General features: G+C 70.8%; 28 protein-coding genes. 14 read left to right on the top strand and 14 right to left on the bottom strand.

Annotation, left to right across the window (positions count from 1 at the left end; translation table 11 throughout):
* Window positions 1–111 precede the first annotated feature (111 nt).
* Complete coding sequence (locus AWQ71_RS43580; protein WP_067125897.1) at window positions 112–570, top strand: low molecular weight protein-tyrosine-phosphatase; 459 nt, start codon at window positions 112–114, stop codon at window positions 568–570.
* Window positions 557–1,369, top strand: coding sequence for a fructosamine kinase family protein (locus tag AWQ71_RS02795; RefSeq protein ID WP_067125894.1), 813 nt, complete (start codon window positions 557–559; stop codon window positions 1,367–1,369). Before AWQ71_RS43580 ends, AWQ71_RS02795 begins: the two co-directional genes overlap by 14 nt.
* A 36-nt stretch (window positions 1,370–1,405) precedes the next feature.
* On the opposite strand, the gene hisN is transcribed toward AWQ71_RS02795, so the two are convergent.
* The gene (gene hisN, locus AWQ71_RS02790; protein ID WP_067126212.1) at window positions 1,406–2,152 is read right to left on the bottom strand and encodes a histidinol-phosphatase; all 747 of its coding nucleotides are present in this window, start codon (window positions 2,150–2,152) and stop codon (window positions 1,406–1,408) included.
* 121 nt (window positions 2,153–2,273) lie between these two features.
* On the opposite strand from hisN, the gene AWQ71_RS02785 reads away from it, so the two are divergent.
* On the top strand, window positions 2,274–2,717 hold the full coding sequence (locus tag AWQ71_RS02785; protein ID WP_067125891.1) for a DUF4442 domain-containing protein: 444 nt from the start codon (window positions 2,274–2,276) through the stop codon (window positions 2,715–2,717).
* A gap of 126 nt (window positions 2,718–2,843) precedes the next feature.
* Here AWQ71_RS02785 and rsgA read toward each other — a convergent pair whose 3' ends face one another.
* Together rsgA and aroA are read right to left on the bottom strand one after the other, a co-directional pair.
* On the bottom strand, window positions 2,844–3,791 hold the full coding sequence (rsgA, locus tag AWQ71_RS02780; RefSeq protein WP_245658080.1) for a ribosome small subunit-dependent GTPase A: 948 nt from the start codon (window positions 3,789–3,791) through the stop codon (window positions 2,844–2,846).
* A 91-nt stretch (window positions 3,792–3,882) separates the two neighbouring features.
* Window positions 3,883–5,199: a 3-phosphoshikimate 1-carboxyvinyltransferase gene (gene aroA / locus AWQ71_RS02775; protein WP_067125886.1), complete on the bottom strand. Its 1,317-nt coding sequence runs from the start codon at window positions 5,197–5,199 to the stop codon at window positions 3,883–3,885.
* 75 nt (window positions 5,200–5,274) lie between these two features.
* Here aroA and AWQ71_RS02770 point away from each other — a divergent pair, with 75 nt between their 5' ends.
* A complete protein-coding gene (locus tag AWQ71_RS02770; RefSeq protein ID WP_067125883.1) occupies window positions 5,275–6,018 on the top strand; it encodes an SOS response-associated peptidase in 744 nt (247 codons plus the stop codon).
* A 98-nt stretch (window positions 6,019–6,116) separates the two neighbouring features.
* Here the strand turns inward: AWQ71_RS02770 and AWQ71_RS02765 are convergent, their stop codons facing one another.
* Both AWQ71_RS02765 and AWQ71_RS02760 read right to left on the bottom strand, forming a co-directional pair.
* Window positions 6,117–7,055, bottom strand: a complete 939-nt coding sequence (locus AWQ71_RS02765) for an RNA-guided endonuclease InsQ/TnpB family protein (RefSeq protein ID WP_067126210.1) — start codon at window positions 7,053–7,055, stop codon at window positions 6,117–6,119.
* Between the two features lie 228 nt (window positions 7,056–7,283).
* Window positions 7,284–8,024 (bottom strand): class I SAM-dependent methyltransferase, encoded by a 741-nt coding sequence (locus AWQ71_RS02760; protein ID WP_067125875.1) that lies wholly within the window; start codon window positions 8,022–8,024, stop codon window positions 7,284–7,286.
* Between the two features lie 248 nt (window positions 8,025–8,272).
* Here AWQ71_RS02760 and AWQ71_RS02755 point away from each other — a divergent pair, with 248 nt between their 5' ends.
* The 7 genes from AWQ71_RS02755 (at window position 8,273) to AWQ71_RS02725 (ending at window position 14,883) form a co-directional block, all read left to right on the top strand.
* Window positions 8,273–8,878: a sigma-70 family RNA polymerase sigma factor gene (locus tag AWQ71_RS02755; protein ID WP_066950648.1), complete on the top strand. Its 606-nt coding sequence runs from the start codon at window positions 8,273–8,275 to the stop codon at window positions 8,876–8,878.
* On the top strand, window positions 8,875–9,141 hold the full coding sequence (rsrA, locus tag AWQ71_RS02750) for a mycothiol system anti-sigma-R factor (RefSeq protein ID WP_067125872.1): 267 nt from the start codon (window positions 8,875–8,877) through the stop codon (window positions 9,139–9,141). The genes AWQ71_RS02755 and rsrA overlap by 4 nt, the downstream gene beginning before the upstream one ends.
* Before the next feature lie 32 nt (window positions 9,142–9,173).
* Window positions 9,174–10,088, top strand: coding sequence for an NAD-dependent epimerase/dehydratase family protein (locus AWQ71_RS02745; protein WP_067125869.1), 915 nt, complete (start codon window positions 9,174–9,176; stop codon window positions 10,086–10,088).
* Between the two features lie 408 nt (window positions 10,089–10,496).
* Window positions 10,497–11,846: an HD-GYP domain-containing protein gene (locus tag AWQ71_RS02740; protein ID WP_067125865.1), complete on the top strand. Its 1,350-nt coding sequence runs from the start codon at window positions 10,497–10,499 to the stop codon at window positions 11,844–11,846.
* Window positions 11,847–11,858: 12 nt separating this feature from the next.
* On the top strand, window positions 11,859–13,124 hold the full coding sequence (locus AWQ71_RS02735) for an HD-GYP domain-containing protein (protein WP_067125863.1): 1,266 nt from the start codon (window positions 11,859–11,861) through the stop codon (window positions 13,122–13,124).
* Between the two features lie 134 nt (window positions 13,125–13,258).
* On the top strand, window positions 13,259–14,590 hold the full coding sequence (locus AWQ71_RS02730) for an acetyl-CoA carboxylase biotin carboxylase subunit (protein ID WP_067125860.1): 1,332 nt from the start codon (window positions 13,259–13,261) through the stop codon (window positions 14,588–14,590).
* Window positions 14,591–14,670: 80 nt separating this feature from the next.
* On the top strand, window positions 14,671–14,883 hold the full coding sequence (locus AWQ71_RS02725) for a biotin/lipoyl-binding carrier protein (RefSeq protein ID WP_218001608.1): 213 nt from the start codon (window positions 14,671–14,673) through the stop codon (window positions 14,881–14,883).
* Window positions 14,884–14,892: 9 nt separating this feature from the next.
* On the opposite strand, the gene AWQ71_RS02720 is transcribed toward AWQ71_RS02725, so the two are convergent.
* A complete protein-coding gene (locus AWQ71_RS02720; protein ID WP_067125857.1) occupies window positions 14,893–15,270 on the bottom strand; it encodes a thioesterase family protein in 378 nt (125 codons plus the stop codon).
* A gap of 329 nt (window positions 15,271–15,599) precedes the next feature.
* On the opposite strand from AWQ71_RS02720, the gene AWQ71_RS02715 reads away from it, so the two are divergent.
* Entirely contained in the window at window positions 15,600–17,315 is a 1,716-nt protein-coding gene (locus AWQ71_RS02715; protein WP_245658075.1) for a serine/threonine protein kinase, read from the top strand.
* A 4-nt stretch (window positions 17,316–17,319) separates the two neighbouring features.
* Here AWQ71_RS02715 and AWQ71_RS02710 read toward each other — a convergent pair whose 3' ends face one another.
* The 4 genes from AWQ71_RS02710 to AWQ71_RS02695 all read right to left on the bottom strand — a co-directional run bounded on the left by AWQ71_RS02710 (window position 17,320) and on the right by AWQ71_RS02695 (window position 21,771).
* Complete coding sequence (locus AWQ71_RS02710) at window positions 17,320–18,969, bottom strand: acetolactate synthase (RefSeq protein ID WP_067125851.1); 1,650 nt, start codon at window positions 18,967–18,969, stop codon at window positions 17,320–17,322.
* Window positions 18,970–19,115: 146 nt separating this feature from the next.
* Complete coding sequence (gene bioD / locus AWQ71_RS02705) at window positions 19,116–19,838, bottom strand: dethiobiotin synthase (protein WP_067125847.1); 723 nt, start codon at window positions 19,836–19,838, stop codon at window positions 19,116–19,118.
* 9 nt (window positions 19,839–19,847) lie between these two features.
* Complete coding sequence (locus tag AWQ71_RS02700) at window positions 19,848–20,573, bottom strand: GntR family transcriptional regulator (protein ID WP_066950686.1); 726 nt, start codon at window positions 20,571–20,573, stop codon at window positions 19,848–19,850.
* 46 nt (window positions 20,574–20,619) lie between these two features.
* The gene (locus tag AWQ71_RS02695) at window positions 20,620–21,771 is read right to left on the bottom strand and encodes an 8-amino-7-oxononanoate synthase (RefSeq protein ID WP_067125844.1); all 1,152 of its coding nucleotides are present in this window, start codon (window positions 21,769–21,771) and stop codon (window positions 20,620–20,622) included.
* A 67-nt stretch (window positions 21,772–21,838) separates the two neighbouring features.
* On the opposite strand from AWQ71_RS02695, the gene AWQ71_RS02690 reads away from it, so the two are divergent.
* Entirely contained in the window at window positions 21,839–23,302 is a 1,464-nt protein-coding gene (locus AWQ71_RS02690; RefSeq protein ID WP_067125840.1) for a sensor histidine kinase, read from the top strand.
* A 120-nt stretch (window positions 23,303–23,422) separates the two neighbouring features.
* Here AWQ71_RS02690 and AWQ71_RS02685 read toward each other — a convergent pair whose 3' ends face one another.
* Both AWQ71_RS02685 and AWQ71_RS02680 read right to left on the bottom strand, forming a co-directional pair.
* Complete coding sequence (locus tag AWQ71_RS02685) at window positions 23,423–23,677, bottom strand: WhiB family transcriptional regulator (RefSeq protein ID WP_067125837.1); 255 nt, start codon at window positions 23,675–23,677, stop codon at window positions 23,423–23,425.
* A gap of 278 nt (window positions 23,678–23,955) precedes the next feature.
* Window positions 23,956–24,948: a diacylglycerol/lipid kinase family protein gene (locus AWQ71_RS02680; RefSeq protein WP_067125834.1), complete on the bottom strand. Its 993-nt coding sequence runs from the start codon at window positions 24,946–24,948 to the stop codon at window positions 23,956–23,958.
* Window positions 24,949–25,007: 59 nt separating this feature from the next.
* On the opposite strand from AWQ71_RS02680, the gene AWQ71_RS02675 reads away from it, so the two are divergent.
* Window positions 25,008–25,403, top strand: coding sequence for a hypothetical protein (locus AWQ71_RS02675; RefSeq protein WP_245658074.1), 396 nt, complete (start codon window positions 25,008–25,010; stop codon window positions 25,401–25,403).
* A 29-nt stretch (window positions 25,404–25,432) separates the two neighbouring features.
* Here the strand turns inward: AWQ71_RS02675 and AWQ71_RS02670 are convergent, their stop codons facing one another.
* Window positions 25,433–26,212, bottom strand: a complete 780-nt coding sequence (locus AWQ71_RS02670) for an RNA polymerase sigma factor SigF (RefSeq protein ID WP_174550665.1) — start codon at window positions 26,210–26,212, stop codon at window positions 25,433–25,435.
* Between the two features lie 17 nt (window positions 26,213–26,229).
* Window positions 26,230–26,655: an ATP-binding protein gene (locus AWQ71_RS02665; RefSeq protein ID WP_067125828.1), complete on the bottom strand. Its 426-nt coding sequence runs from the start codon at window positions 26,653–26,655 to the stop codon at window positions 26,230–26,232.
* Between the last annotated feature and the right edge of the window lie 133 nt (window positions 26,656–26,788).

The following is a 26,788-nucleotide window of genomic DNA, read 5'->3' as shown; positions in this document are numbered from 1 at the left end:
TAAAGAGCCAAGGTGACTGAATCCCCCGTTAAAGGTGAACGGGTGGTGAACGGCCACAGTCGCTCTTGTGCCGATTCCCGTGGGGACACGGCGAGCTGGGACGATGAGCACATGAAGCGCATCTGCCTGGTCTGCCTGGGCAACATCTGCCGCTCGCCGATGGCGGAGTTCGTGCTCCGCCGCACGCTGGAGAAGCACGGCCTCGCGGTCGAGGTCGACAGCGCGGGCACCGGTGGCTGGCATGTCGGCGAGCCCATGGACGAGCGGGCGCTGGCGACGCTGGCCGAGGGCGGGTATGACGGCTCCGCACACCGGGCCAGACGGTTCGACCCCGTCTGGTGCGCCGAGCGCGACCTCGTCCTGGTCATGGACGCGGAGAACCTGCGCGCCGTGCGCGGGATCGCCCCGCCCGACACGGATGTGCGGCTGTTCCGCTCCTTCGACCCCGCCTCGCCCCCGGGGGCGGAGGTGCCCGATCCGTACTACGGAGGCGGCTCGGGCTTCCGCGACGTGCTCAAGATGGTCGAGGCAGCCTCGGAAGGGCTGGCGACGTATCTTGCGGATCATTAGGGACCTGGGCTCCAGCCACGCCTGGACGCTGCACGAGGGCGAGATCGACGGCCGCCGGGTCTTCGTCAAGCGCGGCGCGGACTTCGCCTCCGAGGCGGCCGGACTGCGCTGGCTGGCCGAGGCGGGGGCGGTCGCCGTACCCGAGGTCATCGAGGCCGGTGACGGCACGCTGGCCCTGGAGTGGATCGAGCCCGCGCACGCGAGCGCCGCCGCGGCCGAGCGGTTCGGCCGCGAGCTGGCGGAGCTGCACCGCGCGGGCGCGCCCGATTTCGGCGCGCCGTGGCCCGGCCACATCGCCGAGCTGCCCATGGACAACACGCCCGACCCGGACTGGCCGTCCTTCTATGTGCGGCGCCGCGTTCTCCCGTTCGTACGGCTGGCACGGGACGGCGGGGCGCTGACGGCCGCGGACGTGAAGCTGATCGAGGAGGCGTGCGATCTCATCCCGGAGGTTTGCGGCCCCGCCGAGCCGCCGAGCCGCATCCACGGCGACCTCTGGAGCGGCAACGTGCTCTGGACGGCGTTCTCCGGCGGGTCCGGCGCGGAGCGGGCCGTCCTCATCGATCCGGCCGCGCACGGCGGGCACCGGGAGACGGACCTCGCCATGCTCGCCCTCTTCGGCGCGCCGCATCTGAACACGATCCTCGCGACGTACCGCGAGGCCGCACCGCTCGCCGACGGGTGGCGCGAGCGCGTGCCCATGCACCAGTTCCACCCGCTGCTCGTCCACGTCTGTCTGTACGGCGAGGCCTACCGCGGCAGCCTGCTGTCGGCGGTGTCGCAGATTCTCGCCCTGTGACCGGCGTGAAACGACGCCCTGACAGCTGAGCCGGGATCAGTCCCGGTTCAGCAGCTTGAGCACCTCGTCGTGCAACCGGCCGTTGGTGCAGACCATGCTGCCGGCCTCCAACGGGTCGCCGCCGCCGACGGCGGTGCAGGTGCCGCCCGCCTCCTCCACGATCACGGTGAGCGCGGCCATGTCCCAGGGCGACAGCTCGGGCTCGGCGGAGATGTCGACCGCGCCCTCGGCGACCATCATGTGCGACCAGAAGTCGCCGTACGCCCGCGTGCGCCAGACCCCGCGCATGAGGTCGAGCATGTTGTCGAGCCGCCCCTGCTCCTCCCAGCCGGTGAGGCTGGAGTAGGAGAGCGACGCGTCGGCGAGCCGGCCCACGCCCGAGACCGCGCAACGGGTGGCCTTGGTCAGGTTGCGGCCGGTCCACGCGCCGCCGCCCCTGACGGCCCACCAGCGGCGGTTGAGCGCCGGAGCGGAGACGACGCCGACGACGACCTTGCCCTCCTCCATCAGTGCGATGAGGGTGGCCCAGACGGGGACGCCGCGCACGTAGTTCTTCGTGCCGTCGATGGGGTCGATCACCCACGAGCGCATGCCGTACCCGGTCTTGCCGAACTCCTCGCCCACGACGGCGTCGCGCGGCCGGGCCCGGCGCAGGGTGCCGCGGATGGCCTCCTCGACCGCGCGGTCGGCGTCGCTGACCGGCGAGAGGTCGGGTTTGGTGTCGACCTTGAGGTCGACCGCCTTGAAGCGGCGCATGGTGATGTCGTCGGCGGCGTCCGCCATCACGTGCGCGAGACGCAGATCGTCGCTGTAGCCGGTCACGGGGATCCACGCTATCGCGTCCCGCGCCGGTCACATCAGATCAGGGATCGCCCCAAAATGTACTGCGGAGTAACATTCCGCCATGGATATCGGCGCTTTCATGCTCGACAGCGTGCCCTTCGCCCGGTTGCTCGGCATCTCCTTCGACTCGGTCGGCGTGGGGACGGCGACCGCCCGCCTGCCCGACCGCGCCGACCTGCACAATCACGTCGGCGGACCGCACGCAGGCGCGCTCTTCTCGCTGGCGGAGTCGGCCTCGGGCGCGGCCATGCTGTCAGTCTTCGGCGACGAGCTCTCCCGGGCCGTTCCCCTCGCGACCTCGGCCGAGATCCGCTACCTCAAGCTGGCCAAGGGAGAGGTGACCGGCACCGCGACGCTGCGGGCCGACCGTGCGGAGGTCGTGGCCCTGCTGGACGAGGGGAAGCGGCCCGAGTTCACCGTCGCGGTGGCGATCAGGAACGCCGACGACGTGGTCGTCTCCGAGGTGGTCGTCTCCTGGACCCTGCGCCCCAACCGCCAGCCGTAGCCTGATCAGGCGTTGACCACGCTCGCGTTCTGCACATCCAGAGCCACCCAGATCTTGGTGAGCTCGCCCAGGTTGGCCGTCTTGATCGTGACCGCGCAGGCGCTCGTGGTGTTGGCGTTGTAGAGGTCAGAGCGCGTCGTCGCCGCCCTCGCGGCTGGTGAGCAGCCGGCGCAGGGACTCCAGCCGGGTGGGATCGGCGTGCCCCTCGGCCACGAAACGGTCGAGGGCGCACCCGTCGCCGAGGTGCGTGCACCCCTTGGGGCACTCGACGGTCGCCTCGTTCAGGTCGGGGAAGGACGCGAGCACGGTCTCCACATGCACGTGCGCCAGGCCGAAGCTGCGCACCCCGGGCGTGTCGATGATCCAGCCGCCCTCGGGCAGCTCCAGCGCCACGGCCGAGGTCGAGGTGTGCCGGCCGCGACCGGTCACCACGTTGACGTGCGAGACCGCCCGCCCGGCGGTCGGGACGAGCGCGTTGACCAGCGTCGACTTGCCGACCCCCGAATGGCCGACGAGCACGCTGATCCGGTCTTCCATGTGGCCGCGCAGCTCGTCCAGCTGTCCGCCCTTGCTCACCACGACGTACGGCACGCCGAGCGGGTCGTAGAGCGCGACCAGCTCGTCGGCGGGCGCGAGGTCCGCCTTGGTCAGGCAGAGCAGCGGATCGATGTCGGCGTCGTACGCCGCGACCAGCAGCCGGTCGATCATGCGGGGGCGCGGCGGGGGATCGGCCAGCGCGGTGACGATGACGAGCTGGTCGGCGTTGGCCACGACGGGACGCTCGATGTCGTCGGTGTCGTCGGCGCTGCGCCGGAGCATCGAGCGGCGCTCCTCCACCCGGACCACCCGGGCGAGTGTGTCCGGACGGCCGCTCACGTCGCCGACGAGGGCGACGCGGTCGCCGACCACGATGCCCTTCCTGCCCAGCTCGCGCGCCTTCATCGCGACGACGGTGACGTCACCCACCAGGCAGGTGTAGCGCCCGCGGTCGACGGCCACGACGAACCCCTCGACGGCCTTCTCGTGCGCAGGGCGCAGCCGGGTCCGCGGCCGGGACCCCTTGCCCGGCCGGATCCTGACGTCGTCCTCGTCGTAGTGCCGCTTACTCAGTCTGTCCGTCCCTCTCGTGCGCCCGCGCTCCCGGCGCGGGTACGGCGTGCCCCGGTCACCGCGTGCCGGTGGCGTCCGTCGTGTCCGTAACGTCTCCCGAGCCGGCCAGCATGTCGGTCCACATGCGGGCGAAGTCCGGCAGGGTTTTGCCCGTGGTCGCGATGTTCTCCACCTCGACCCCCGGCACCGCCAGGCCGATCACCGCGCCGGCCGTGGCCATCCGGTGGTCCTCGTAACTGTGGAAGACCCCGCCCGACAGCGGGCGCGGCCGGATCTCCAGGCCGTCGTCGGTCTCGCGGGCGGCACCGCCGAGCCGGTTGATCTCGGTGGCGAGCGCGGCGATCCGGTCGGTCTCGTGCCCCCGGATGTGTGCCACGCCGGTGATCCGCGACGGGCCGTCGGCCAGTGCGGCGAGCGCGGCGATCGTGGGCGTCAACTCGCTCACCTCGTGCAGGTCCGCCTCGATGCCGCGCACCCGGCCGGTGCCGGTAACACGCAGCCCTTCCGGCGTGCGCGCCACGTCCGCGCCCATCTCGGCGAGCAGCTCGCGGAGCAGGTCCCCGCCCTGCGTGGTCTCCTCGGGCCAGTCCGGCACGGTGACCGCTCCGCCGGTGACGAGCGCGGCCGCCAGGAAAGGCGCGGCGTTCGACAGGTCGGGCTCGACGACGACGTCCCGTGCCGCGATCGGACCCGGCTCGACCCGCCACACGTCGGGCGCGGAGTCGTCGACCTCGACCCCCGCCTCACGGAGCAGGTGCACCGTCATCGCGATGTGCGGCATCGAGGGGACCGGAGGCCCGCTGTGCCGTACGGTGACGCCCTTCTCGAAGCGCGGCGCGGCCAGCAACAGGCCGGACACCATCTGCGAGGAGACCGAGGCGTCCAGCACGACCTCGCCGCCCGTGATCGGCCCGTGTACGGTGAACGGCAGCGCGTCCGCGCTCACGCTCGCGCCGAGGGCGCGCAGCGCGCCCAGGATCGGGCCCATCGGCCGCTTGCGGGCGTGCGGATCGCCGTCGAAGAAGACCTCGCCGTCCGCGAGCGCCGCGACCGGCGGCACGAACCGCATGACGGTGCCCGCCAGGCCGACGTCGATCGAGGCGCCGCCCCTGATCGGGCCGGGGGTGACCGCCCAGTCCACGCTCGACACGCTCTCGTTCGACGCGGTCATCTCCGCGCCGAGCGAACGCAGCGCCGCGACCATGAGGTCGGCGTCCCTGCTGCGCAGCGCGAGCCGTACGGACCCGGGGGCCTCGGCCAGCGCGGCCAGGAGCAGCACCCGGTTGGTCACGGACTTCGAGCCGGGCAGGCGGACCGTCGCGTGGATCGGCCCGGTCGCTACGGGAGCAGGCCACAGAGGCTGGGTCGGCATGGTTGAAAGCCTACCGGCAGGCCCGGGCCGCGTCGGGGTGCCGTTCGGCGGCCTGGATGGTGCAAGGTGGGGGGTATGTGCGGAAGGTACGCGTCCACCCGCAAGCGGGATGAGCTCCTGCAGGAGTTCGAGGTCGAGCTCGACACGGGCGAGGAGATCGGCCCGGATTACAACGTCGCACCGACCAAGCAGGTCTACGCGGTGATGAGCCGGGTGCCCAAGGAAGAGAGCACGGAGCGGCCGGTACGCCAGCTCAGGGTGGTCCGTTGGGGACTCGTGCCGAGTTGGGCCAAGGACCCGTCGATCGGATCGCGCATGATCAACGCCAGGGTGGAGACCGTCGCGGAGAAGCCGGCCTTCCGCAGGGCGTTCGCCTCGCGCCGCTGCCTGCTCCCCGCGGACGGCTTCTACGAGTGGATGAAGGCGCCCGAGGGGGCCAAGCCCGCGAAGCAGCCGTACTTCATCCATCCGGAGGACGGCGGCGTCATGGCCATGGCGGGGCTGTACGAGTTCTGGAAGGACCCCTCGCGCGCCGACGACGACCCGCTCAAGTGGCTGTGCACCTGCACGGTGATCACGACCGACGCCGAGGACGGGGTCGGCCACATCCACGAGCGCATGCCGATGATGATCGAGCGGGAGAGGTGGGCCGAATGGCTCGACCCCCGCGTGAGCGACGCGAGCCGGCTGCTGGTCCCCGCGCTCGCCGGGCGGCTGGCGGCCTATCCCGTCTCGACCGCGGTCAACAACGTCCGCAACAACGGTCCCGACCTCGTCGAGCCGCTCAAGGACGACGGCGACCGGGCCGTGCTCTTCTGAACGCGGAGTGAAAAGGCCGCACCAAGCGGGCATCCGGTCAGCTTCTTGGCCCTGAAGGGCCAAGCTTGCAGCTCCTGGCCGTCGATGGCTTCGACGGTTCAGGCCGCGTCGTCGGCAGCGTGACTCACTGCCCAGCCCGCGACACCGCGCGAGGCGATGTTGCGGGCTGCGTTGACGTCGGCGTGCTCAGCGAAGCCGCACGACGTACAGGAGAAGGTGTTCTGGTCGGGCCGGTTCCTTTTGTCCACGTGCCCGCAGGCCGAGCACGCCTGCGAGGTGTAGGCCGAATCCACATGGATCACGGCGACCCCGTGCCGGGCCGCCTTGTAAGCGATGAACGACCCGAGCTGGTGGAAACTCCACGAGCGTAGCTCCCGGTTGCGGTGGCGGACCGCGTTCAGGCCCTTGCCGCAGTGGCGGGTGCCGTCGCTGGTGGTGGCGATGTTGGCGATGCCCAGATCCACCCCTATGAACCCGTCCGGTTCGGTGACCGGAACATCAGGGATCTCGCAGGTCGCGTACAGGAACCACATGCCGTCCCGGCAGACCAGGTCGGATTCGCCCTTCCGGTACAAGGCGAGCATCTTGAGCTGGTCGAGCGAGCCGGTGAACGCGACTTTCTTCAGCCGGCCGGTCGTGGTCCAGATCGACACCGTGTGGGCGGTGTGGTCCCACGACAGGCAGCGGTCGTCGAACGGCTGGGCGGCATCGGCGCGGAAGGCGATCGGTTTGCTCTCGGCCCGGATGCGGCGCGCGCAGCCTTGCGGTCCCAGGTTCCCCGCCCGTGCGTTGGCTTTCAGGGTGGTGTAGGCGTCGGCGACCTTCTTGATCACTTGCTGGGCGGCTTGCGCCCCCAGTCCGCGTGCTTTCACCTCGCGGTAGGTGTGCTTGCGCAGCGCGTACTCGCGCCGGTCCCCGGCCGTGAACGCGGTCACCGAGGCGAAGTTCGCCGCGTCGTTGCAAGCGCGCAGCGTCGCCTTCAACGCCGCCACCTGCTCGGGCGTTGGCAGGAGCCTCACCTGCACCACCAGCTTCACGTCGAACACACTATCGGTTGGTTCGTGTCGCCGTGATGGAAACCGAATCCCGATATCCGCAGACGTCGCAGTGTGGTCTACAGCCTCCACGCGCATTCGGTCTTCCGCTGAAGAAAGGGAGGCCGGGGGCTCCTTTCCGCAAAACCCATGACCCCGCCGGACGGAGTCGCCCACTTCTTACGGAACGGCGGGCGGACGGACCTCGGCCGACGGGTCAGGTCGTACGGGTCACCCCTTCTTGCGGGCGCTGGCCACGAGGTGGATGCCCACCGTGTCCTCTTCCTCCGGCCGGGTCGCCAGCTCGGTGCGTACGAGCCGGGTCAGGGAGTTACCGCCGGAGGCGAGCACGTGATCGACCGTGGACGGCGACAGCACCGTGCGCGGCCGCACCCACTCCACCTCCAGCCCGGCGGCCGTCAGCAGCTCGCGGAGCTGGACGCTGGTGAAGCAGCGGGTGATGCTGCCGTCGGGCCAGGGCACGAGCATGACCTCGCCGGTCTGGCACAGGTGCGCCCAGTAGTTCTGCTCGGCGAGGATCGCCATGCCGAGGACCAGCGAGTCGACGCACACCAGCGTCCGCCCGCCCGGCTTCAGCACGCGGGCGACATCCTCGATCACGGACTCGGCCATGATCTCGACCGAGAGGGCGCGCTCCTCCGCGATCACCGCGTCCACGCAGGCGTCGGGGAGGAAGCCGAGATTGTCGGCCCGGACCTTCTGCACGTGGCCGGACGCGTCGCGCAGCCACGGCTCGGACAGCCGCCGGAAGTCCATCACCTGGATGACCCGATGTCCCGCCCGTGCGGCCTGAGCCGTCCAGCGGCCGCGGCCGCCGGACAGGTCGAGCAGCAGGGAGGGACGTTCGGGCAGCCATCGGCGGAGCTGTTCGGCGACGACCGCGTGATAGAAGGTCCAGTACGGCCCGAGCGCTCCCGAGCCGTTGAGTTCGTTGGCCGGAATGGGCAGCACGAGCGGCTCCTGGACTATGGCTACCTCAGAAAGCGACATGAGATAGCGGAAATCGGTTTCCGGGCTACCAGCCGGTACGTAGGTCCTTCCCCAAAGAGGGGTGTTCGTACCGCGAAAACGTACCGGGAACAGACTCTACGCCCGCCCTGTTGCAGTTGTGCATGAACGCGTTGCTCGCGCCCCTGGCCCAAGGGGAAGGCGCCACTACCCTGCCGGTATTCTCGGCTGCGTACGGTGTCCTAGAGGGGGTGGGTCCGGTCTCCAAGACAGCTGAGGAGACTCTGGAGCAGCGCAGCGAGCGGTTCGAGCGCGACGTCATGCCGTATCTCGACCAGTTGTACTCCGCCGCGCTCCGGATGACCCGGAACCCCGCAGACGCCGAGGATCTTCTCCAGGAGACCTTCGCCAAGGCATTCGCCTCGTTCCACCAGTTCCAGGAGGGCACCAACCTCAAGGCCTGGCTCTACCGCATTCTGACGAACACGTTCATCAACAGCTATCGGAAGAAGCAGCGGGAGCCCAAGCAGGCCGGGACCGAGGAGATCGAGGACTGGCAGCTCGCCAGGGCCGAGTCGCACACCTCGACCGGGCTGAAGTCGGCCGAGGTCGAGGCGCTGGAGCACCTCCCCGACAGCGACGTGAAGGACGCCCTCGCCGCGCTCCCCGAGGATTTCCGCATCGCGGTGTACCTTGCCGATGTCGAGGGCTTCCCGTACAAGGAGATCGCCGACATCATGGGGACCCCCATCGGGACCGTGATGTCGCGGCTGCATCGTGGCCGGAGACAACTGCGAACACAGCTTGAGGACTACGCGCGCGCTCGCGGCCTGGTGCGGGACGAGGAGGGGCGATGAGCTGCGGCGACCACCACGACACCGACTGTGGTGAGGTTCTTGACCGGGTCTACAGCTACCTCGACGGCGAACTGGACGACAGCAGGCGGGCCGAGATCCGCCAGCACTTGGAAGAGTGCGGGCCCTGTCTGGAGGAGTACGGCCTGGAGAAGGTCGTCAAGCAGCTCGTCGCCAAGCACTGCGGCTGTGATCCCGTGCCCGGGGACCTGCGCGACAAAGTCCTCGCCCGCATCGCGCAGGTACGGGCCGAGCTGGCCGATTAGGATCACCCCGTACACCTGACGAAGGGGCGGGCATGCGCGTACTGGTCACCGGCGGGGCGGGATTCATCGGCTCGAACCTCGTCGACCGCCTGTTGGCCGACGGGCACGAGGTCGCGGTGGTGGACGACCTGTCCTCCGGGAACACCCGCAACCCCGACGCCGCACTGCACACGATGGACGTGCGGGACCCCGCCCTCGCCGAGACGGCCGGGGCGTGGCGTCCGGAGGTGGTCTGCCACCTGGCGGCCCAGATCAGCGTCCGCAAGAGCGTCGCCGACCCGCTGCACGACGCCCGGGTGAACGTCGAGGGCACCCTCAACGTCCTGGAGGCGGCCCGCCGCAGCGGCGCCCGCAAGGTTGTCTACGCCTCCTCGGTGGCCGTGTACGGCAGGCCCGCCGCCATCCCGGTGCCCGGGGACGCGCCCACCGACCCGCGCTCGCCGTACGCCGCCTCCAAGCTGAGCGGCGAGGTCTACCTGTCGGCCTACAGTGCGCTGCACGGGCTCGAATACACCACGCTCGTGTTGTCCAACGTGTACGGCCCGCGCCAGTCACCCGAGGGCGAGGCCGGGGTGGTCGCGATCTTCACGGACGCGCTCCTCGCCGGACGCCCCACCATCCTGTACGGCGATGGCTCGCAGACACGGGACTACGTCTTCGTCGAGGACGTCGTGGACGGCTTCGCCCGCGCGTGCGGCTCCGCCGGGAACGGGCGCAGGTTCAACCTCGGCACCGGCGTGCAGACGACCGACCGCGAGCTGCACGCGTTCGTCGCCGCCGCGGCCGGCGCACCCGACGAGCCCGGCCTGGCCCCGGCCCGCCTCGGCGACCTGCCCGCCATGGCGGTCGATCCCGAGCCGGCCCGCGAGGGTCTGGGCTGGCGTCCCCGCACCGATCTCGCCACCGGCCTCAAGGCCACCGTCTCCTGGGCGCTGTCCCGCTCCTGAAACCGTTGCCGCTGAGACCGACGGGGTTTGCCGGGCCGGCGTGACGGGCACGTCACCGAGTTCCGGACGGTCGACGGCCGAACAGCCAGAGCCGGCGTTGCCGCCCCACCACGCGTGACAGCGGGAGGCGTGGCCGCGCGGGCGTGTCTCGAACCGCCGGGCGAACCAGGGCGAATGCGCACAGCGTGATTGGTTGGTCACGGTTTGGCTGCGGTTCGCCGAGCTATCTGACCGGGCACGCGGGCTTCTGTAGCCTGTGGGCGGATTTCGATGTGGAGGCAGCGATGTTCAACAGAGTGGCCACCAAGTTGCTGGCGGCGTTGATGCTGCTCACGCCCATGGTGGTGTTCGTGGCCGAGACCGGCGTGATCTCCGGGATCTCCTGGACCTGAGCCGCGAGGTGGCCGCATGCGGGAACTGCCGTGGCCGGCGAAGGTCTACTTCGTCGTACTGAACGCCGCCGCCGTCGCGCTGGTGGTCGAGAGCGCCGTCACCCCCGGGTGGTTCGACCAGGCCGAGCTGCCGACGCTCGTCGTGCTGGCGCTGCTCTTCCTGGTGTGCGAGTCCGTGCCCACGGTGCTCAACGTGCCGCAGGCCGCGATCTCGGTGAGCTTCTCCGCCGCGCTGGCGGCCGTCGTGCTCGTCGGCCCCGAGGGAGCGGCGCTGGTCGGGCTCATGGCGGTCGTCAGCGTGCGGCCCGGCCTGCCGGTGGTGAAGCGCCTCTTCAACGGCGCCCAGTTCGTGATCTGCGGATACGCCGCGGGTGTGGCGTTCGAGCTGGCCGGCGGCACCCCCGGCCTGCCGCGCGAAAACGACTTCCCCGGGGTGGTCGTCCCGTACGGCGCGGCAACGGCCGCGTTCGTGCTGATCAACTTCGCGCTGACCGCGGTCATCCTGCTGCTGGCCGAGGGCGTGGGGAAGGACCAGGTGCCGCTCCGCGGCACGGTGCAGATCCTGGGGTCCTATCTCGGCTACGCGACCTTCGGTCTGCTGATCGCCGGGCTCTGGGCGACCGTGCAGTCGATCTCGGCGGTGCTGGTCCTGATCCCGCTGTTCGTGGCCCGCTGGGCGTTCGGGCACTATCACGCCCAGCAGCGCTCCTACGACGCGACGATCGCCGCGCTGTGCCAGGCGGTCGAGACGAAGGACTACTACACCCGGGGCCACTGCACCCGCGTCTCGCGGGCCTCGTCCATGATCGCCGAGGAGATCGGCATGGGCACCGAGCGCCTGCGCGCCATCCGGTACGCCGGGATGCTGCACGACGTCGGCAAGCTGGGCGTGCCGACCAAGGTCCTGCAGAAGGACGGCAAGCTGACCGAGGAGGAGTTCGCCGCCATCCAGCTCCACCCCATGCGCGGGCTGGAGATCGTGTACGGCATCGACTTCCTCGACGAGGCGTTCGCCGGGATCATGCACCACCACGAACGGCAGGACGGCAAGGGCTACCCCATGGGGCTCGCCGGGGACGAGATCCCCGAGTTCGCCCGCATCATCGCGGTGGCCGACGCCTTCGACTCGATGACGTCCGACCGGGCGTACCGGAAGGCGAAGTCGATCGAGGAGGCGGTGGCCGAGCTGCGCAAGGGCGCGGGCACCCAGTTCGACCCCGTCATGGTGAACACCTTCATCAAGGCGCTCGACCGGCACGGCTGGGAGCCGCCGCGCGCGGTGTCCGCGCCACCGGGGCCCGCGGTGGCCGCGGCCAAGGACCACGATGATCCCACCATGCCCATCCAGGTCATCTCGGAACGCTGAGGGCGAGGAATCATGACCGCCGCCAGGGCGATGCGCGGGCTCGATTCGGGCCAGTTGCTGCTGATCTGCGCCGCCGGGATGCTCACGGTGGCCGGGATCTCCCACACGGCGGCGGGCGGCCCGGTCGATCCGCAGGTCGCGATCGGCTTCGGCGCGCTGATCGCGGTGGGCGAGCTGGCCAGGCTCACCATGCCGGGCAACCGCGAGGTGGCGCCCATCTCCACCGCCGCGGCGATCGGCTACGCGCTCCTGCTCGACGTGGGCGGCCAGCCGGCCCGTCAGTCCGCGCTCCAGGTCGTCGCCGTCATGTCGGTCGGGATGATCGCCGGGGCCTTGCCGCACCTCGCCGTGGGCCGCCCGCCGCGCCTGGACGCGATCGCCCGGAGGCTGCTCGCCGGATCGCTGCTGGCCTTCGCCTACCGTCCGCTGGCCGGTTCGCTCCGCTCGATCGCGATCGACGGCAACTGGTGGCCGGCGCTCGGCGTGATGGCGGCCCTCGTCGGGCTCATGCTCACGGCCGACGTCGTGATCGCCGCCATGCTCCGGGCCGAGCAGGTCAGGACCGCCTTCGGTGTCGCCGTACGCGACGAGCTGCGGATGGCCGCGCCGCTGGGCGCGGCGGTGGCCGCCTCGGGGACGCTGCTCGCGCTCGCCGCGCACAGCATGAACATGACGGCGCTCCTGGTGTTCGCCGCGCCGCTGCTGGTGACCCAGGTGGCGTTCCGCAAGTACGCGGGCATCCGGGCGACGTACCTGCAGACGGTCCGGGCGCTGAGCCGGGTGACCGAGGTCGGAGGGTACGTCGAGCCGGGGCACTCCCGGCGGGTCAGCATGCTGTCGGTCGCCGTCGGCAGGGAGCTCGGCATGCCGGAGCCGCAACTGCTCGAACTTGAGTACGCCGCGCTCATGCACGACATCGGGCAGCTCTCCCTCAGCGACCCGATCCCGGGCGGGGCCACCGTCCTCACCGATCCGGCGCAGGCGAAACGGATCGCCGAGCTGGGCGCGGAGGTGATCAGGAAGACCGGCGTGCTGCACGGCGTGGCCGAGATCGTCCGCCGCCAGTGCGACACGGTGGACCACTCCCCGCCCATGCCCAGCCGGGTCATCAAGGTCGCCAACGCGTACGACGACCTGGTGGGGGGCTCACCCGACCGGGACCGGGCGGCCGCGGCGCTGGAGCGGCTCAGGTTCGGCGTCGGCACCGAGTACGACCCCGCCGTGGTCGAGGCGATGGCCCGGGTGGTGGATCGGCTCACCGGGGCGACCCGCTTGTAGCGCACCTCGCACCGGATCGGCCTGGAGCCGGGGCGATGGCCGTTGCTTTTGTGCCGACCCTACAGATTCCCCGTGCGCGTTCAGTCGGAATCAAGCGCAGGGGATCAGAGGGGCGCCGCCGTAGGGTTGGCTGCGTGTTCGAGTCAGTTCTTGTCGCCAACCGCGGCGAAATCGCCAGGCGGGTCATCCGCACGGTCAGGCGCATGGGGCTGCGCGCGATCGCGGTCTATTCCGAGGCCGACGCGGACCTCCCCTTCGTGCGGGAGGCGGACGAGGCCGTGCTGCTCGGCCCGGCGAGCCCCGCGCAGAGCTACCTGGACGTGGAGAAGGTGCTCGACGCCGCCCGCAAGTGCGGCGCGGCGGCCGTCCACCCCGGCTACGGCTTCCTTTCAGAGAACGCCGACTTCGCCCGCGCGGTCATCGACGCGGGCATGGTCTGGATCGGCCCGGCTCCCGAGGCGATCGTCCAGATGGGCGACAAGATCAACGCCAGGAACCTGATGGAGAACGCCGGGATCCCGGTGGCCGCGGGCACCCGCGAGCCGGTGACCACGCTGGAGGACGCCCTGCGCGCGGCCGAAGAGGTCGGCTACCCCCTCATGGTGAAGACCGCGGGGGGCGGCGGTGGCATCGGCATGGGCGTCGCCTACGACGACGAGTCCCTGACCAAGGCGTTCGAGCAGGCGTCCAGGGCGGCCGCGCGATTCGGGGGCGGTGCCGCGATCCTGCTGGAGCGCTACATCGAACGCGCCCGCCACGTCGAGGTGCAGATCCTCGGCCTGGCCGACGGCACGGTGGTCGCGCTCGGCGAGCGCGACTGCTCGGTGCAGCGGCGGCACCAGAAGGTCGTGGAGGAGAGCCCGTCCCCGGGCATCACGCCCGAGCTGCGCGAGCGGATGCTCGCGGCGGCGGTGCGCGTCGGCGAGGCGGTCGGCTATCGCGGCGCCGGCACGGTCGAGTGCCTGGTCGACGCGGACAAGCAGGACTTCGTGTTCCTGGAGATGAACACCCGGCTCCAGGTGGAGCATCCCGTCACCGAACTGGTGACCGGGAGCGATCTGGTCGAGCACCAGCTCCGCATCGCGGCCGGCGAGGTCTATCCCGTCGAGGTCGCCCCGCGCGGGCACGCCATCGAGTTCCGGATCTACGCCGAGGACCCGAAGCGGTTTTTCCCCGGACCTGGGAAGATCTCAGTCTGGGAGGAGCCGTCGGGCGAGGGAATTCGGGTCGATTCTGGATATGTCGCGGCAAACACCGTCACGCCGTTCTACGATCCGCTGATAGCCAAGCTCTGCGTTCACGGCGCCACCCGCGCGGAGGCGCTGGAGCGCGGCCGCGCGGCCGTCGCGGCGTTCCGCGTCGAGGGGCCGAAGAACAACGTGCCCTTCTGCGCCGAGCTCCTGGACCACCCCGAGTTCGCGAGCGGGGACTACGACACCGGGCTGGTGTCCCGCATGCGGTCGTGACGCCGCGGGCCTGGTCGTGATGGACGCCGGTCCGGCGAGAGCGCCGGTCCGGCGAGTGGAATGACTGAAGAGGAGTTGTGGTGGCGGAAGTACGCGCCGAGATGGTGGCGAACGTCTGGAAGATCGTCGTCTCCGAGGGCGACACCGTGGCCGAGGGTGAGACGCTCGTCATCCTGGAGTCGATGAAGATGGAGATCCCGGTCATCGCCGAGGACGCGGGCGTCGTCGCCCAGCTCAAGGTCGCCGAGGGCGACGTCATCCAGGAGGGCGACCTGATCGCCGTCATCGAGTAGGCGCGAGGGTCAGAGCGCCGCGAGGAACCGCTCCCGGTCGACCACCACCCGCTCGATCCTCCCGGTGGCGACCAGCCGTCCGGTCTTGTCGACGGCGGTGATGGCGAAGCCGAGCCGCCTGCCGTCCACATCGGTCAGCTCGGCGGAGATCTCGACGTGCATGCCGACGGGGCTGGGGACGCGATGCTCCAGCTCGACCCGCGTGCCCACCGAGGTCTGGCCCGGCTCCAGGTAGCGCTGGACGGCCTTGACAGTGACCCCTTCGGCGAAGGAGAGCAGCCGCGGCGTGCCCAGGACGGGCACGTCCCCGCTGCCCACCCTGATCGCGGTGTCCTCTCGCTCCACCATGATGAGGATGTTGGCGCGCAGACCAGGAGCTAGCGTCATATTTTCCAGCCTAGTAGTCGTACGCTCGAAGGCCGTGAGCGAGTTCTGCCACCATTGTGGTGGACAGTCCGGCGAGGGAGACTACTCGGTCTGCGTCGCCGCCGTGCCCTGAGACGCCGCGCCACCCTCGTGGCGTCGCAGGGGCCTGGTCGCCCAGGTGAACCGGCGCGGATGGTCCGTCCGTTGTACTGAGCACGGGATCACTCGCGCGTAGGCTCCCGACAGGCGGGCTTCCGTGACCCGGGTGTGACATTCCCGAGACACGGGTCTGCTTGGTTGGACAACTCCGGGGAACTTGAGGGGGTATTGGGCACATGGTGGCCCAGGGGATGACGCTGGCGGGGCGCTACCGCTTGGACGCCCGGATCGGCGCCGGTGGCATGGGCGAGGTGTGGCGTGGTGAGGACACCGTTCTCGCGCGCACCGTCGCCGTCAAGGTGCTGCTCCCCGGAAGGCTCGACGACCCCGGCTTCGCCGTCCGCTTCCAGGGTGAGGCCCGGGCGATGGCGACCGTCAACCACCCCGGCGTGGTCGACGTCTACGACTACGGCGTGACCGACGTCCCCGGGGACGGGCCCACGGCCTATCTCGTGATGAAGTTCGTGGACGGCGAGCCGATCGACCGGCTGCTCACCCGCCTCGGCCGGATCGGTCCCGAGCCGGCCATGGAGCTCATCGCCCAGGCGGCGGCCGCCCTGCATGCCGTACACGAGCGCGGCATCGTCCACCGGGACGTCAAGCCCGGCAACCTGCTCGTCCGCTCGGACGGCACGCTGATGCTCACCGACTTCGGTATCGCGCGGGCCGACGCGGCAAGCCGCCTCACCGACGCGGGCATGGTCCTCGGCACCGCCGCGTACTGCGCGCCGGAGCAGGCCGAAGGCCAGCCCGTCACGCCCGCCGTGGACATCTACGCCCTCGGAGTCGTGGCATACGAGTGCCTCGCGGGACGGCGGCCCTTCGACGGCGAGTCACCGGTGGCGATCGCGCTGCAGCACATCCGGGACGAGCCGCCGCCGCTGCCGCGGGACGTGCCCCCGGCCGTGCGCATGGTGGTGGAACGGGCGCTGCTCAAGGACCCGGCCCGGCGCTGGCCGGACGCGGCCTCGATGAGCGAGGCCGCGCGCAGGTCGGTGCTGCCCGATGCGCGGCAGTCCGCGCACCCGCAGTTCCCGCACGACACCGGCGCGGCGCCGGGTGGGCTCGACCTCGGTGGCCCGGCTCCGGGCGGCTACTCCCCGGCCACCGGGGGATACTCCCCGGCGACGGGCGGGTACGGACCGGCGACCGGAGGATACGGCCCGGACACGGGCGGATACGGTCAGGCGACCGGCGGATACGCGTCGGCCGACTACCCGACCGAGGCGGACCGCGCGTACGGCGCCGAGGCGTGGGAGGACCGTCCGGCCGCCCCGGGGACGGCCACCACGCCGGGGCCGAGGGGGTCGCGCCGCAGGAAGAGCCGGAAGGCCCCGATCGCGGCGGGCGCGGCCGGGCTCGCCGTCTTCGCCGGGCTGGCGGCGCTCGGGATCAACGCCCTGGCCGCGTCCGGCGACGACCAGGTCAACCCGTCCCCGTCCGAGTCGGGGACCTATGAGACGGTGGCGCCGACGACCGCCCCGTCGACGCCCAGGGGACGGCGCACCAAGACGCCCACGCAGACCGTGCAACCGCCGCCGATCATCGCGACCCGGCCGCCGCGCCCGTCGCCGTCACCGTCGGCGACGCCGACCCCGTCGCCCAGCCCGAGCCCCAGCCCGAGCGACGAGCCGATGGAGAAGGTGCCCTCGGTCATCGGGCTGACCGAGGAGAAGGCGACCGCCAGGCTGAGGAGCCTCGGGTTCAAGGTCAGGGTGAGCTCAGCCGGCGGCGACGGGATGTGCACGAAGGTCACCGGCCAGGACCCGAAGGGCGGGGAGGAGGCCCCCGAGGGCGCCACGCTCAAGATCGTGATCACCAAGATCCCTTGCGCGGCGCCGAGCCCGAGCCCGTCACCCAGCCTGTCGCCCTCGGCCACCCCGGACCCCAGCCCGTCGCCGCACTAGATCACTAGATCCCGGTCGTGTTGCGCGGGTAGGCGACCGCGGGGTCGGTGGCGATGTTCACCAGGTACGGCACGCCGGAGTCGAAGGCGCGCCGCAGCGCCGGCCCGATCTCCGAGGGCGACGTCACCAGCTCGCCGCCGCCGCCGAGCGCGGTCACGACCTGGTCGTACCGGCACTGCGGCTGGAGGTCGGCGGCCACGTCGTAGCCGTACAGAAGCTGCATGGGGTGCTTCTCCAGACCCCACATGCCGTTGTTGCCGCAGATCATGACGACCGGCAGCCGGTGCCGGACGAGCGTGTCCACGTCCATCAGGGAGAAGCCGGCCGCGCCGTCGCCGAGAAGCAGCGCGACCTGGGAGGAGGGGCGGGCGAGCCGGGCGGCGATCGAGTAGCCGAGGCCCGTGCCCAGACATCCGTACGGGCCGGGGTCGAGCCAGTTGCCCGGGTTGCGCGGTTCGACGTACTTGCCGGCGTAGGACACGAAGTCGCCGCCGTCGCCGATGACCACCGCGTCGTCCGCGAGGATCTTGCCGAGCTCGCCGTAGATGCGCATGGGGTGGATCGGGTCGGCGTCGGAGGCGAGCAGCTCGGCGTCCCCGGCGATCGCCGCGGCGGACGCCTCGGCCAGCGTGGCCACCCACGGCGCGTACGACTTCGGATCGACACCGGCGGTCGAGCAGGCCGCGGCGAGGCTCCAGAAGGTGAGGGAGAGGTCTCCGGCGGCGGATCCGGCCAGGCCGACGTGCGTGGCGAGCTGGGAGGCCGCGTCGGCGACGTGGACGACCTTGGCCAGGGGAGCGCCGTCCTTGCCGCCGAACCAGCCGTATCCGAGGCGGAAGTCGAGCGGCGTGCCGACCACGATGACCAGGTCGGCCTGGCCGAAGGCGCGCCCCCGGGCCCGGGTGACGAGCAGCTCGTGCCCGGCGGGGAGGATGCCCCGGCCCTGCCCGTTCGGGATGACCGGCAGGCGGTACTCCTCGGCGAAGTCGCGCGCGGCCTCCTCGGCGCGGTCCATCCACACGTCGGAGCCGAGGACCAGGACCGGCCGCTCGGCGGCGGCGATCAGCTTGGCGATGTCGGCGAGCGCGTCGGTGTCCGGCTCCAGCGGCGACGGGGAGAGCGTCTCGGTGTCCCGCGCAGGCGACGGCGCGAACAGGTGGTCCATGTAGAAGTCGACGAAGACCGGGCCGCGGTGCGGGGCGAGCGCCGTCCGGAAGGCCATCTCGACGTCCTGGCCGATCGTCTCGGCGCCGGAGCCGGTGAACGCGAGCTTGGAGATGGATTCGAACAGCGGCGGGTGGTCCATCTCCTGGAGCGCTCCGGAGCCCCAGCGGGACTGCGGCGCCCGGCCGCCCATGACGACGACGGGGGAACCGTTGAAGTGGGCCGTCGCCACGCCGGAGACGCCGTTGGTGATGCCGGGGCCCGCGGTCAGCACGGCGAGGCCGGGGCCCCGGGTGAGCCGGGCGGTCGCCTCGGCCGCGAAGACGGCGCTCTGCTCGTGCCGTACGTCCAGGATGCGCATGCCCTCATGCACCGCGCCGTCGTACAGGGGGAAGACGTGCCCCCCGGACAGCGTGAACATCGTCTCGACGCCGTAGGCCTTGGAAACGGCGACCGCGACGTCGCCCGCGTGCTTCGCTGCTGACTCCATGCCGGGAAACCTACCAGCCAGTCACATAGGGGGATAGATGAGTCGCCCCTGCCCGCTGGGCCGCGGATCTACACCTGAAACCGCGCTCTCCGCGGGCCTGGAACCCCCTTCGGCCGCCGTCTCCAGAATGCGAGGGACGGCCTACGTCACGGGGTGAGCCGGAGCGTCGATCGGAAGCGGGCCGGGTTGAACGTGCCGCCGAGAGTGGGGCCGAGCCCCGCCCTCGCCACGCGGGCGAACGCGGTGCGGTCGAGCGCGCCCGCGCCCTCGGGCAGCGCGCCGGCCAGCGGTCGCGCGGCGAGCATCTCCAGGTCGCCGATGTTGTGGCGCTCCGCGAGCCCCGGCTCGGCGGGCCAGCTTCCCACGACCACACCGGCCGGCTCGACGCCGCGGGCCGCCATCACCTCCAGCGTCAGGGCGGTGTGGTTCAGCGTGCCGAGTCCCGCCCGCGCGACCACGAGCACCGGGGCGTGCAGCAGGTGCGCCAGGTCCGGCAGCGTCCAGCCCTCGTCGTCGAAGCGGACGAGCAGGCCGCCCGCCCCCTCCACGATCACCAGCCGGTGCGACTCGGCGATCTCCCGGATCCGCTGGGCCGACTCCGTCAGGGAGACCGGCGGCAGGCCCGCCTCGCGCGCCGCGGCGGCAGGGGAGAGCGCCGCGGGGAAGCGGGCGAACTCGAACGTCGTCGTGACCCCCGAGAGCCGGATGACCTCGTCGAGGTCGCCCGGCTCGTCCGGCGCCACGCCGGTCTGCGCCGGCTTCACCACCGCCACCGCGACCCCGCGCTCCCGCGCCAGAACAGCCACGGCCGCGGTGACCACCGTCTTGCCCACCCCGGTGTCGGTGCCGGTGACGATGAGGATGCTCATCAGCCAACCCTAGGGGCTGGGCCTGCGCAGACGCGTGACGAACTTGTAGCGGTCGCCGCGGTAGAGCGACTGGGCGTACTCCACCGGGTGGCCGTCCGCGTCGAAGGCGTGCCGGGTGAGCAGGAGCATGGGCAGCCCCACGTCCACGCCGAGCACCTGGGCGTCGTACGGCGTGGCCAGGACGGTCTCGATGACCTCCTCGGCGTCGGTCAGCCGCACGTTGTAGGCGTTGTGCAGCGTCTCGTACAGCGACGAGTGGGCCTCCAGCTCCCGCCGCAGCCGCGGGAACCTGCGGGCGGACAGGTGCGTGGTGTCGATCGACATCGGCTCGCCGTTGGCGAGGCGCAGCCGGTGGATGCGCAGCACCCGGCCGCCCGGGTTGATCGCCAACCGCCGGCTGAGCTGCTCGTCGGCGGTGATGTAGCTGATGTCCAGGATCTTGGTGTCCGGTTCGAGGCCCACGGTGCGCAGGTCCCCGGTGTAGGAGGTGAGCTGGAGCACCTGGGCGACCTTGGGCTGGGCGACGAACGTGCCCTTGCCCTGGATGCGCAGCAGGCGTCCCTCCACCACCAGCTCCGACAGCGCCTGGCGCACGGTCGTCCGCGACGTCACGAACCGCACGGCGAGCGTGCGCTCGGGAGGCAGCGCGCTGCCCGGAGGCAGACTCTTGGTGAGTTCCAGGAGGCTCCGCTTGACGTCGTAGTACTTCGGGACTCTCGGCGCGTCCTCGGTCAGCTCGGTCACGATGCCTCCCTCACGACGTCATCGATGGTTCGCCGGCTCACTTGCCCACCTTCCGTTCGACCACGGCGGTGAGCGCCCGCCTGATCACCGCGAGGTCATCGGACCCCAGATTGGCCCGAGCGGTCAACCTCAAAGCCGACCTCCCGTGGGGCACCGATGGTGGGCGGAAGCATCCCACGCGCACGCCGAGTTCCGCACACAGGGTCGCCGCGGAGACCGCGTCGCCGGGCCGGCCGAGCACGATCGGGACCACGGCTGCGGCCGGGTCGGCGGTCTCCAGGCCGAGCTCACGCGCCACCGCGGCGAGCGTCCGCGCCATCGACGACGCGCGTTCCGGCAGCTCAGGCTGCTCCTCCAGGATCTCGACGGCCCGGAGCGCGGCGCCCACGCAGGCGGGGGCGAGCCCGGTGTCGAAGATGAACGACCGCCCCGTGTCGATCAGCGTCTCGACTACCTCGGGGGCGCCGAGCACCGCCCCGCCCTGAGATGCGAGCGACTTGGACAGCGTGACGGTTCTCACAATACGAGCATCCCTCGCGAGCCCCGCCGCGTATACCGCGCCCCGGCCGGATTCGCCCACCACGCCGAGCGAGTGCGCCTCGTCCACCAGGAGAAGAGCGCCGTGCCGGACGGCCGCCGCGTGCAGGGCGGAAAGCGGCGCGAGGTCGCCGTCCACGGAGAAGACGGCGTCGGTGACGACGACGGCATGCTCCTCGGCGCGCTCGCGCAGGGCCGCCTCCACGGCCGCCACGTCCCTGTGGGGGGTGACCACCACCCGGGCCCGGGACAGGCGGCAGGCGTCCACGATGGAGGCGTGGTTGCTCGCGTCGGACACCACCAGGCCGCCGCGGGCGAGCGCCGTCACGGCCGCCAGGTTCGCCAGATAGCCCGAGGAGAAGACGAGGGCGCGTGGAGCGCCGGCGAAGGCGGCGAGCCGGTCCTCCAGCTCCGCGTGCAGCCACGTCGAGCCCGTCACGAGCCGTGAGCCGGTCGAGCCGGTGCCCCACTCCTCCGTCGCGCGTACGGCCGCCTTGACCAGGCGGTCGTCCCGGGACAGGCCAAGATAGTCATTGGAAGCCAGGTCGATCAGACCGTCGTGGTCGGGGGTGCGCGGGCGCAGGGCGCGCCGCAGGCCCGCCGCCTCCCGGTCGGCGGAGGCCGCGCGCAGTCTGTCGAGTGGCCTACTCATGGGTGCATCTTTGCAGGTCGGGCGGGTGGATTCGCTTTCGGGCCGGTTCGGGACGCATGATGCAGAGGTGCCGACTCTCAGCGACAAGGTGTACCGCCGAACCACACTCGACGCCGCGGGCATCGAGTGGATGCGCTCTCTCGTCTCCGACTGGCAGTTGCTGGCCGACCTGTCGTTCGCGGACCTCATCCTGTGGATCCCGCGTAAAGAGGGAGCCGGCTGGGTGGCCGTCGCGCAGATGCGGCCGACCACCGGGCCCACCGTCTATCACGACGACATCGTCGGCATGGTCGTGGCCGAGGGGGAGCGCCCCCTGATCGACGTCGCCTGGAACGAGCACCGGATCTGCCGCGAGGGCGACCCGGACTGGTCCAGCGGGGTACCGGTCCGCGAGGAGACCATCCCCGTACGGCGCGGCCTCGACGGCGAGTTCATCGGCGTCATCCAGCGCTCGACCAACCTGTCCTCGGCCCGTACGCCGTCCCGGCTGGAACTGACCTATCTGCAGAGCGCCTCGGACATGGCCCAGATGGTGGCCGAGGGCAGGTTCCCGTTCCCGGAGGAGGAGCCGACCCTCGTCCGCTCGCCCCGGGTCGGCGACGGCCTGCTCCGGCTCGACCGGGCGGGCCGGGTGACGTACGCCTCGCCCAACGCGCTCTCGGCGTACCGGCGGCTCGGGCTGCAGGCGGACCTGGTCGGCGCGGAGCTGGGCCGCACCACGGCGGATCTCTGCTATTCGGACGAGCCGATCAACGAAGACCTGATGCACGTCGCGAGCGGCCGGGCCCCGAGGGAGACCGAGGTCGAGCGCGGCGGCATCGTCGTGCTGCTGCGGGCGATCCCGCTCGTGGTCGGCGGCGGCCGGATCGGGGCGCTGGTGCTGGTCCGCGACGTGACCGAGCTGCGCCGCCGCGAGCGCGAGCTGCTGACCAAGGACGCCACGATCCGCGAGATCCACCACCGGGTGAAGAACAACCTGCAGACGGTGGCGGCGCTGCTGCGGCTGCAGGCCCGCAGACTCGGCAACCCTGAGGGGCGCGAGGCGCTGGAGGAGGCGGTCAGGCGGGTCGGGTCGATCGCGATCGTGCACGAGATCCTGGCCCAGATGCCCGAGGAGATGGTCGAGTTCGACGACATCGCCGACCGGGTCGTCGCCATGACCGCCGAGGTCTCGGTGGCGCACGTGACGCCCAAGCGGATCGGCAGCTTCGGCGTGCTGCCGGCGGCGGTGGCGACGCCGATCGCGATGGTGCTCACCGAGCTGCTGCAGAACGCGGTGGAACACGGCTTCTCACACGCGAGCGGGAGCATCCAGGTGCTCGTGTCGCGGGACGCCGATCACCTGGAGGTGGTGGTGGCCGATGACGGAAAGGGCCTGCCCACCGATTTCGACCTGGAGGCGACGACGAGCCTTGGATTGCAGATCGTCCGCACACTCGTGGTCGGCGAGCTGTCCGGACGGTTGTCCATCGCGCCGCGCGACGGCGGCGGGACCGAAGTAATGATCAGCATTCCCGTACAAACGGGGTAAGGGCCGCGTCCTTCGGACGCGACCCTCGCCTTTCATGTGACCGAAACAACAGCGAAAAGAGAGCGCTGTTGTATTTGGCGCTATGCGAGATCTTCAGTGCGGGACCTCTGGGGGAGAAATTCAGACGTTCGCGCGGGCGCGGGCACGGGCCGTCCGGCGCTTGAGCGCGCGCCGCTCGTCCTCACTCATCCCACCCCAGACGCCGGCGTCCTGACCGGACTCCAGCGCCCACTTGAGGCACGACTCCATGACGGAGCACTGCCGGCATACCTGCTTCGCCTCTTCGATCTGCATGAGCGCGGGGCCGGTGTTGCCGATCGGGAAGAAAAGCTCGGGATCCACGTCACGGCAGGCAGCGCGGTGGCGCCAGTCCATGCGTTCCACTCCTTCGTAAGTGGAGCCTCCGCGGCTCCTGACCGTCAACTTTGTGAAGTCTTTCACTAACTGCTGCGAACTTGCTCCCGGAACACGGGTAGTTCGGGATGGGTTCGTTGATCGCCGGGGCCTCCAGGGAGCGGTGGCTTCCGGAAAGGTCCTACGTTCCGACGTCGCATTCAGCTTTTCAGGGACGCCAAGACCGCACAAGAGGTTTGGGAGAAGGTTTTGCCGGTTATGGCTGTCGGATTCGTCACACTATGACGGCATGTAACGGGCTAGACGAGGACTTGTAATGCGTCCGGGATAGACCGGAAAAGCACCCGTTCACGTTCTCCCAGGTAGTCCCCGTCCAACTGGAAGGCGACCGGACGGGAGGCGGAAAGGGTGAACTCCTCCTCGTCGTGAGCCTGGACCAGGTGCCGACCCGTCGGCAGGCCCGACCGCTCCCCGATGATCTGCCGTACCAGGCTGATGACCGTGCTCAACCGCATCTTCCGCAGCGCCAGCAGGTCCAGCCCCGTCTCGAACCCGGCCCACGGCGTCGGGTTGATCGGGAGGGACCCGGCGAAGGTCCACGGCGCGGTGTTGGACACGATCGCGATGAAGATCCGGCTCTGCGGCGCCTGCCGCGGACGCTCCAGCACCATGGCCGGACGGCGGCGATCGGTCAGGAAGTAGTGGTTGATCGCCGTCTTGACGTACAGGGCGGGCGTCGCCTTGCAGCCGGCACTCCGCAACCCCTCGACGGCCCGGACGACCTCGGCGTCGTACCCGAGCCCAGCGCAGAATGTGAAATAACGCGACCCGTGCGGGCCTGTCGGCGGCACTGCCCCCGCGTCGCCGTGTGAAACATCGTGGTCCCAGACGGCTTCGCCGAGGCCGATCGTGCGCCGGCGGCCGTCCCGCAGCGCTTCGAGGGCCGCTCCGGTCGCCTCGACCGGGTTGTTGGGCAGCCCGAGCGCCCGCGCGAACACGTTCGCGCTCCCTCCGGGGATCACGATCAGCGTGGGCCGCTCCGACGCCGGCGCGGAGGGCTGCCCGCGCAGCAGGCCGTTGGCCGCCTCATTGATGGTGCCGTCGCCGCCGAGCACGGCGACGGCGTCGAACCCCTTGGCGTGCGCCGTCCCCGCGATCATCGCCGCGTGCCCTCGGTAGCCGGTCTCCTCGACGGTCAGGTCCATGGCCGCGCCGAGCGCCCTCATCAGAACGTCACGCGTGCGATGGTTGGTCGAGGTCGCCTTGGGGTTGACGACAAGGAGAGCCCGCATGCCCTGAAGGGTAGAGCACGAACCATGCCCTACCGCCCAAGTTGTTAGTGTTGGCCGCTGTGAGCAGCCGACCCATGACCCTGACCGTCGCCTCCGCCGTCGTGGCCGTCGAGGGCCTCGTCTCCCTGATCCTCGGCGGCTACGTCGCCGTCGAGACGCTGATCGGGCAGCCGAGCGACATGACGACTTCCATCGCCGTCGCGGCCTTCGGGATCCTGGCCGGCCTCGGCCTGCTCTGGGTCGCCTGGGGGGTTCTCCAGGTGCTGCGCTGGAGCAGGGGGCCGGGCGTGCTCACCCAGATCTTCGCGTTGCCTGTGGCGATCACGTTGATCCAGTCCCAGCAGTACACCTACGGGGTGCCGCTGGTGCTGGCCGCTGTGATCGCCCTGGTGACGCTCCTCGCCCCGCCGTCCACGAAGGCGCTGATGGGCGAGGACGGACCGCACGCGTCCTGAGCCGGACGGGCCGGGGAGGAAGCCCCTCCCTAGTCCTCGGCGGTCAGGCCCTCGCGAAGCTGGGCGAGGGTCCGGGCGAGGAGACGGGACACGTGCATCTGCGAGATGCCGAGCTCCGTCGCGATCTGCGACTGCGTCATGTTCCCGAAGAAGCGCAGCAGCAGGATGCGCTTCTCCCGAGGAGGCAGCCGCTCCAGCAGCGGCTTGAGGGACTCGCGGTACTCGACGCCTTCCAGCGACTCGTCCACGATGCCGAGCGAGTCGGACACGGCGGGCGCGTCGTCGTCGCCGGAGTCGGGCGCGTCGAGGGAGACGGTGGAGTAGGCGTTGGCCGACTCCAGGCCCTCGAGGACCTCTTCCTCGGTCATCTGCAGGTGGGCCGCCAACTCGGCGACCGTGGGCGCGCGGCTCTCCCGCTGCGACAGCTCGCTGATCGCCTTGGTGAGCGACAGCTTGAGCTCCTGAAGCCGGCGCGGCACCCGGACCGCCCAGCCCTTGTCGCGGAAATGCCGCTTGATCTCTCCGACGATCGTGGGGGTCGCGTAGGTGGAGAACTCGACGCCGCGGCCCAGGTCGAAGCGGTCGATCGACTTGATCAGGCCGATCGTGGCGACCTGGGTGAGGTCGTCGAGCCACTCGCCCCTGTTGCGGAACCGGCGGGCGAGGTACTCCACCAGCGGGAGGTGGAGTTCGACGAGTTCGTCGCGGATGCGCTGACGCCTCGGATCGTCGGCCGGCAACTCGACGAGTTCCCCGAAGAGCGCGCGGGCACGCACGCGGTCGGGCACCGCCGAGTCGCCCGAGGCCATGGCACGCGTCCTCTCCGTCACGCCGGCCTCGCTGCGCCTCGGCGCTTACGCAGCACGATCGCCATGTGATCGGGGGAGTCGGAGATGGCGTCCACGTCGTCGGCGAGCGCGGTGAGCACCATCCAGGCGAAGTCGTCGCGCTTGGGAGTGGTCACTCCGACCGTGTTGACCTCGACCCGGACCGTCATCTCCTCTCCGGTGAGCTCGAACTCGGCGACCAGATCGGTGCCGGGCACAGCCTGCCGCAGGAGCATCGCGCAGGCCTCGTCCACCGCGATGCGGAGATCCTCGATCTGGTCGAGGGTGAAGTCCAGCCGGGCGGCCAGCCCGGCGGTAGCTGTACGCAGCACTGACAGATAGGCGCTCACGGCGGGCAGCCGGACACTCACAGCGTCGCGGATCCCGGCCAGATCCACCGCAGGCGTCTCGGTTTCCTCGGTCACGTTCCTCCTCGCCCCATATCGAGCCGGCGCACTGCCGCTCACTGCAACCTACCGCCACTCGACCACGTTTGCTCGGCTTGGACGCGCCGATTGTCGCGATCTTGGAGGTCGTCATGGGGGAATCTCACGGTTC

It is taken from the genome of Microtetraspora malaysiensis, from assembly GCF_001528665.1.
In the GTDB taxonomy this organism is placed as follows: domain Bacteria; phylum Actinomycetota; class Actinomycetes; order Streptosporangiales; family Streptosporangiaceae; genus Microtetraspora_A; species Microtetraspora_A malaysiensis.
Note: the sequence above shows the minus strand (reverse complement) of the source record. Positions and strands in the feature narration are given on the sequence as shown.

Coding starts and splice junctions, on each gene's coding strand:
- AWQ71_RS02745 (WP_067125869.1), top strand. CDS start 9,174: ATGCGCGTACTGGTCACCGGCGGGGCGGGATTCATCGGCTCGAACCTC.
- AWQ71_RS02720 (WP_067125857.1), bottom strand. CDS start 15,270: ATGACGCTAGCTCCTGGTCTGCGCGCCAACATCCTCATCATGGTGGAG.
- AWQ71_RS02785 (WP_067125891.1), top strand. CDS start 2,274: ATGGATATCGGCGCTTTCATGCTCGACAGCGTGCCCTTCGCCCGGTTG.
- AWQ71_RS02695 (WP_067125844.1), bottom strand. CDS start 21,771: ATGAGTAGGCCACTCGACAGACTGCGCGCGGCCTCCGCCGACCGGGAG.
- AWQ71_RS02710 (WP_067125851.1), bottom strand. CDS start 18,969: ATGGAGTCAGCAGCGAAGCACGCGGGCGACGTCGCGGTCGCCGTTTCC.
- AWQ71_RS02770 (WP_067125883.1), top strand. CDS start 5,275: ATGTGCGGAAGGTACGCGTCCACCCGCAAGCGGGATGAGCTCCTGCAG.
- aroA (WP_067125886.1), bottom strand. CDS start 5,199: ATGCCGACCCAGCCTCTGTGGCCTGCTCCCGTAGCGACCGGGCCGATC.
- AWQ71_RS02670 (WP_174550665.1), bottom strand. CDS start 26,212: ATGGCCTCGGGCGACTCGGCGGTGCCCGACCGCGTGCGTGCCCGCGCG.
- AWQ71_RS02740 (WP_067125865.1), top strand. CDS start 10,497: ATGCGGGAACTGCCGTGGCCGGCGAAGGTCTACTTCGTCGTACTGAAC.
- AWQ71_RS02735 (WP_067125863.1), top strand. CDS start 11,859: ATGACCGCCGCCAGGGCGATGCGCGGGCTCGATTCGGGCCAGTTGCTG.
- hisN (WP_067126212.1), bottom strand. CDS start 2,152: ATGGCGGACGCCGCCGACGACATCACCATGCGCCGCTTCAAGGCGGTC.
- AWQ71_RS43580 (WP_067125897.1), top strand. CDS start 112: ATGAAGCGCATCTGCCTGGTCTGCCTGGGCAACATCTGCCGCTCGCCG.
- AWQ71_RS02685 (WP_067125837.1), bottom strand. CDS start 23,677: ATGGACTGGCGCCACCGCGCTGCCTGCCGTGACGTGGATCCCGAGCTT.
- AWQ71_RS02680 (WP_067125834.1), bottom strand. CDS start 24,948: ATGCGGGCTCTCCTTGTCGTCAACCCCAAGGCGACCTCGACCAACCAT.
- bioD (WP_067125847.1), bottom strand. CDS start 19,838: ATGAGCATCCTCATCGTCACCGGCACCGACACCGGGGTGGGCAAGACG.
- AWQ71_RS02715 (WP_245658075.1), top strand. CDS start 15,600: ATGACGCTGGCGGGGCGCTACCGCTTGGACGCCCGGATCGGCGCCGGT.
- rsrA (WP_067125872.1), top strand. CDS start 8,875: ATGAGCTGCGGCGACCACCACGACACCGACTGTGGTGAGGTTCTTGAC.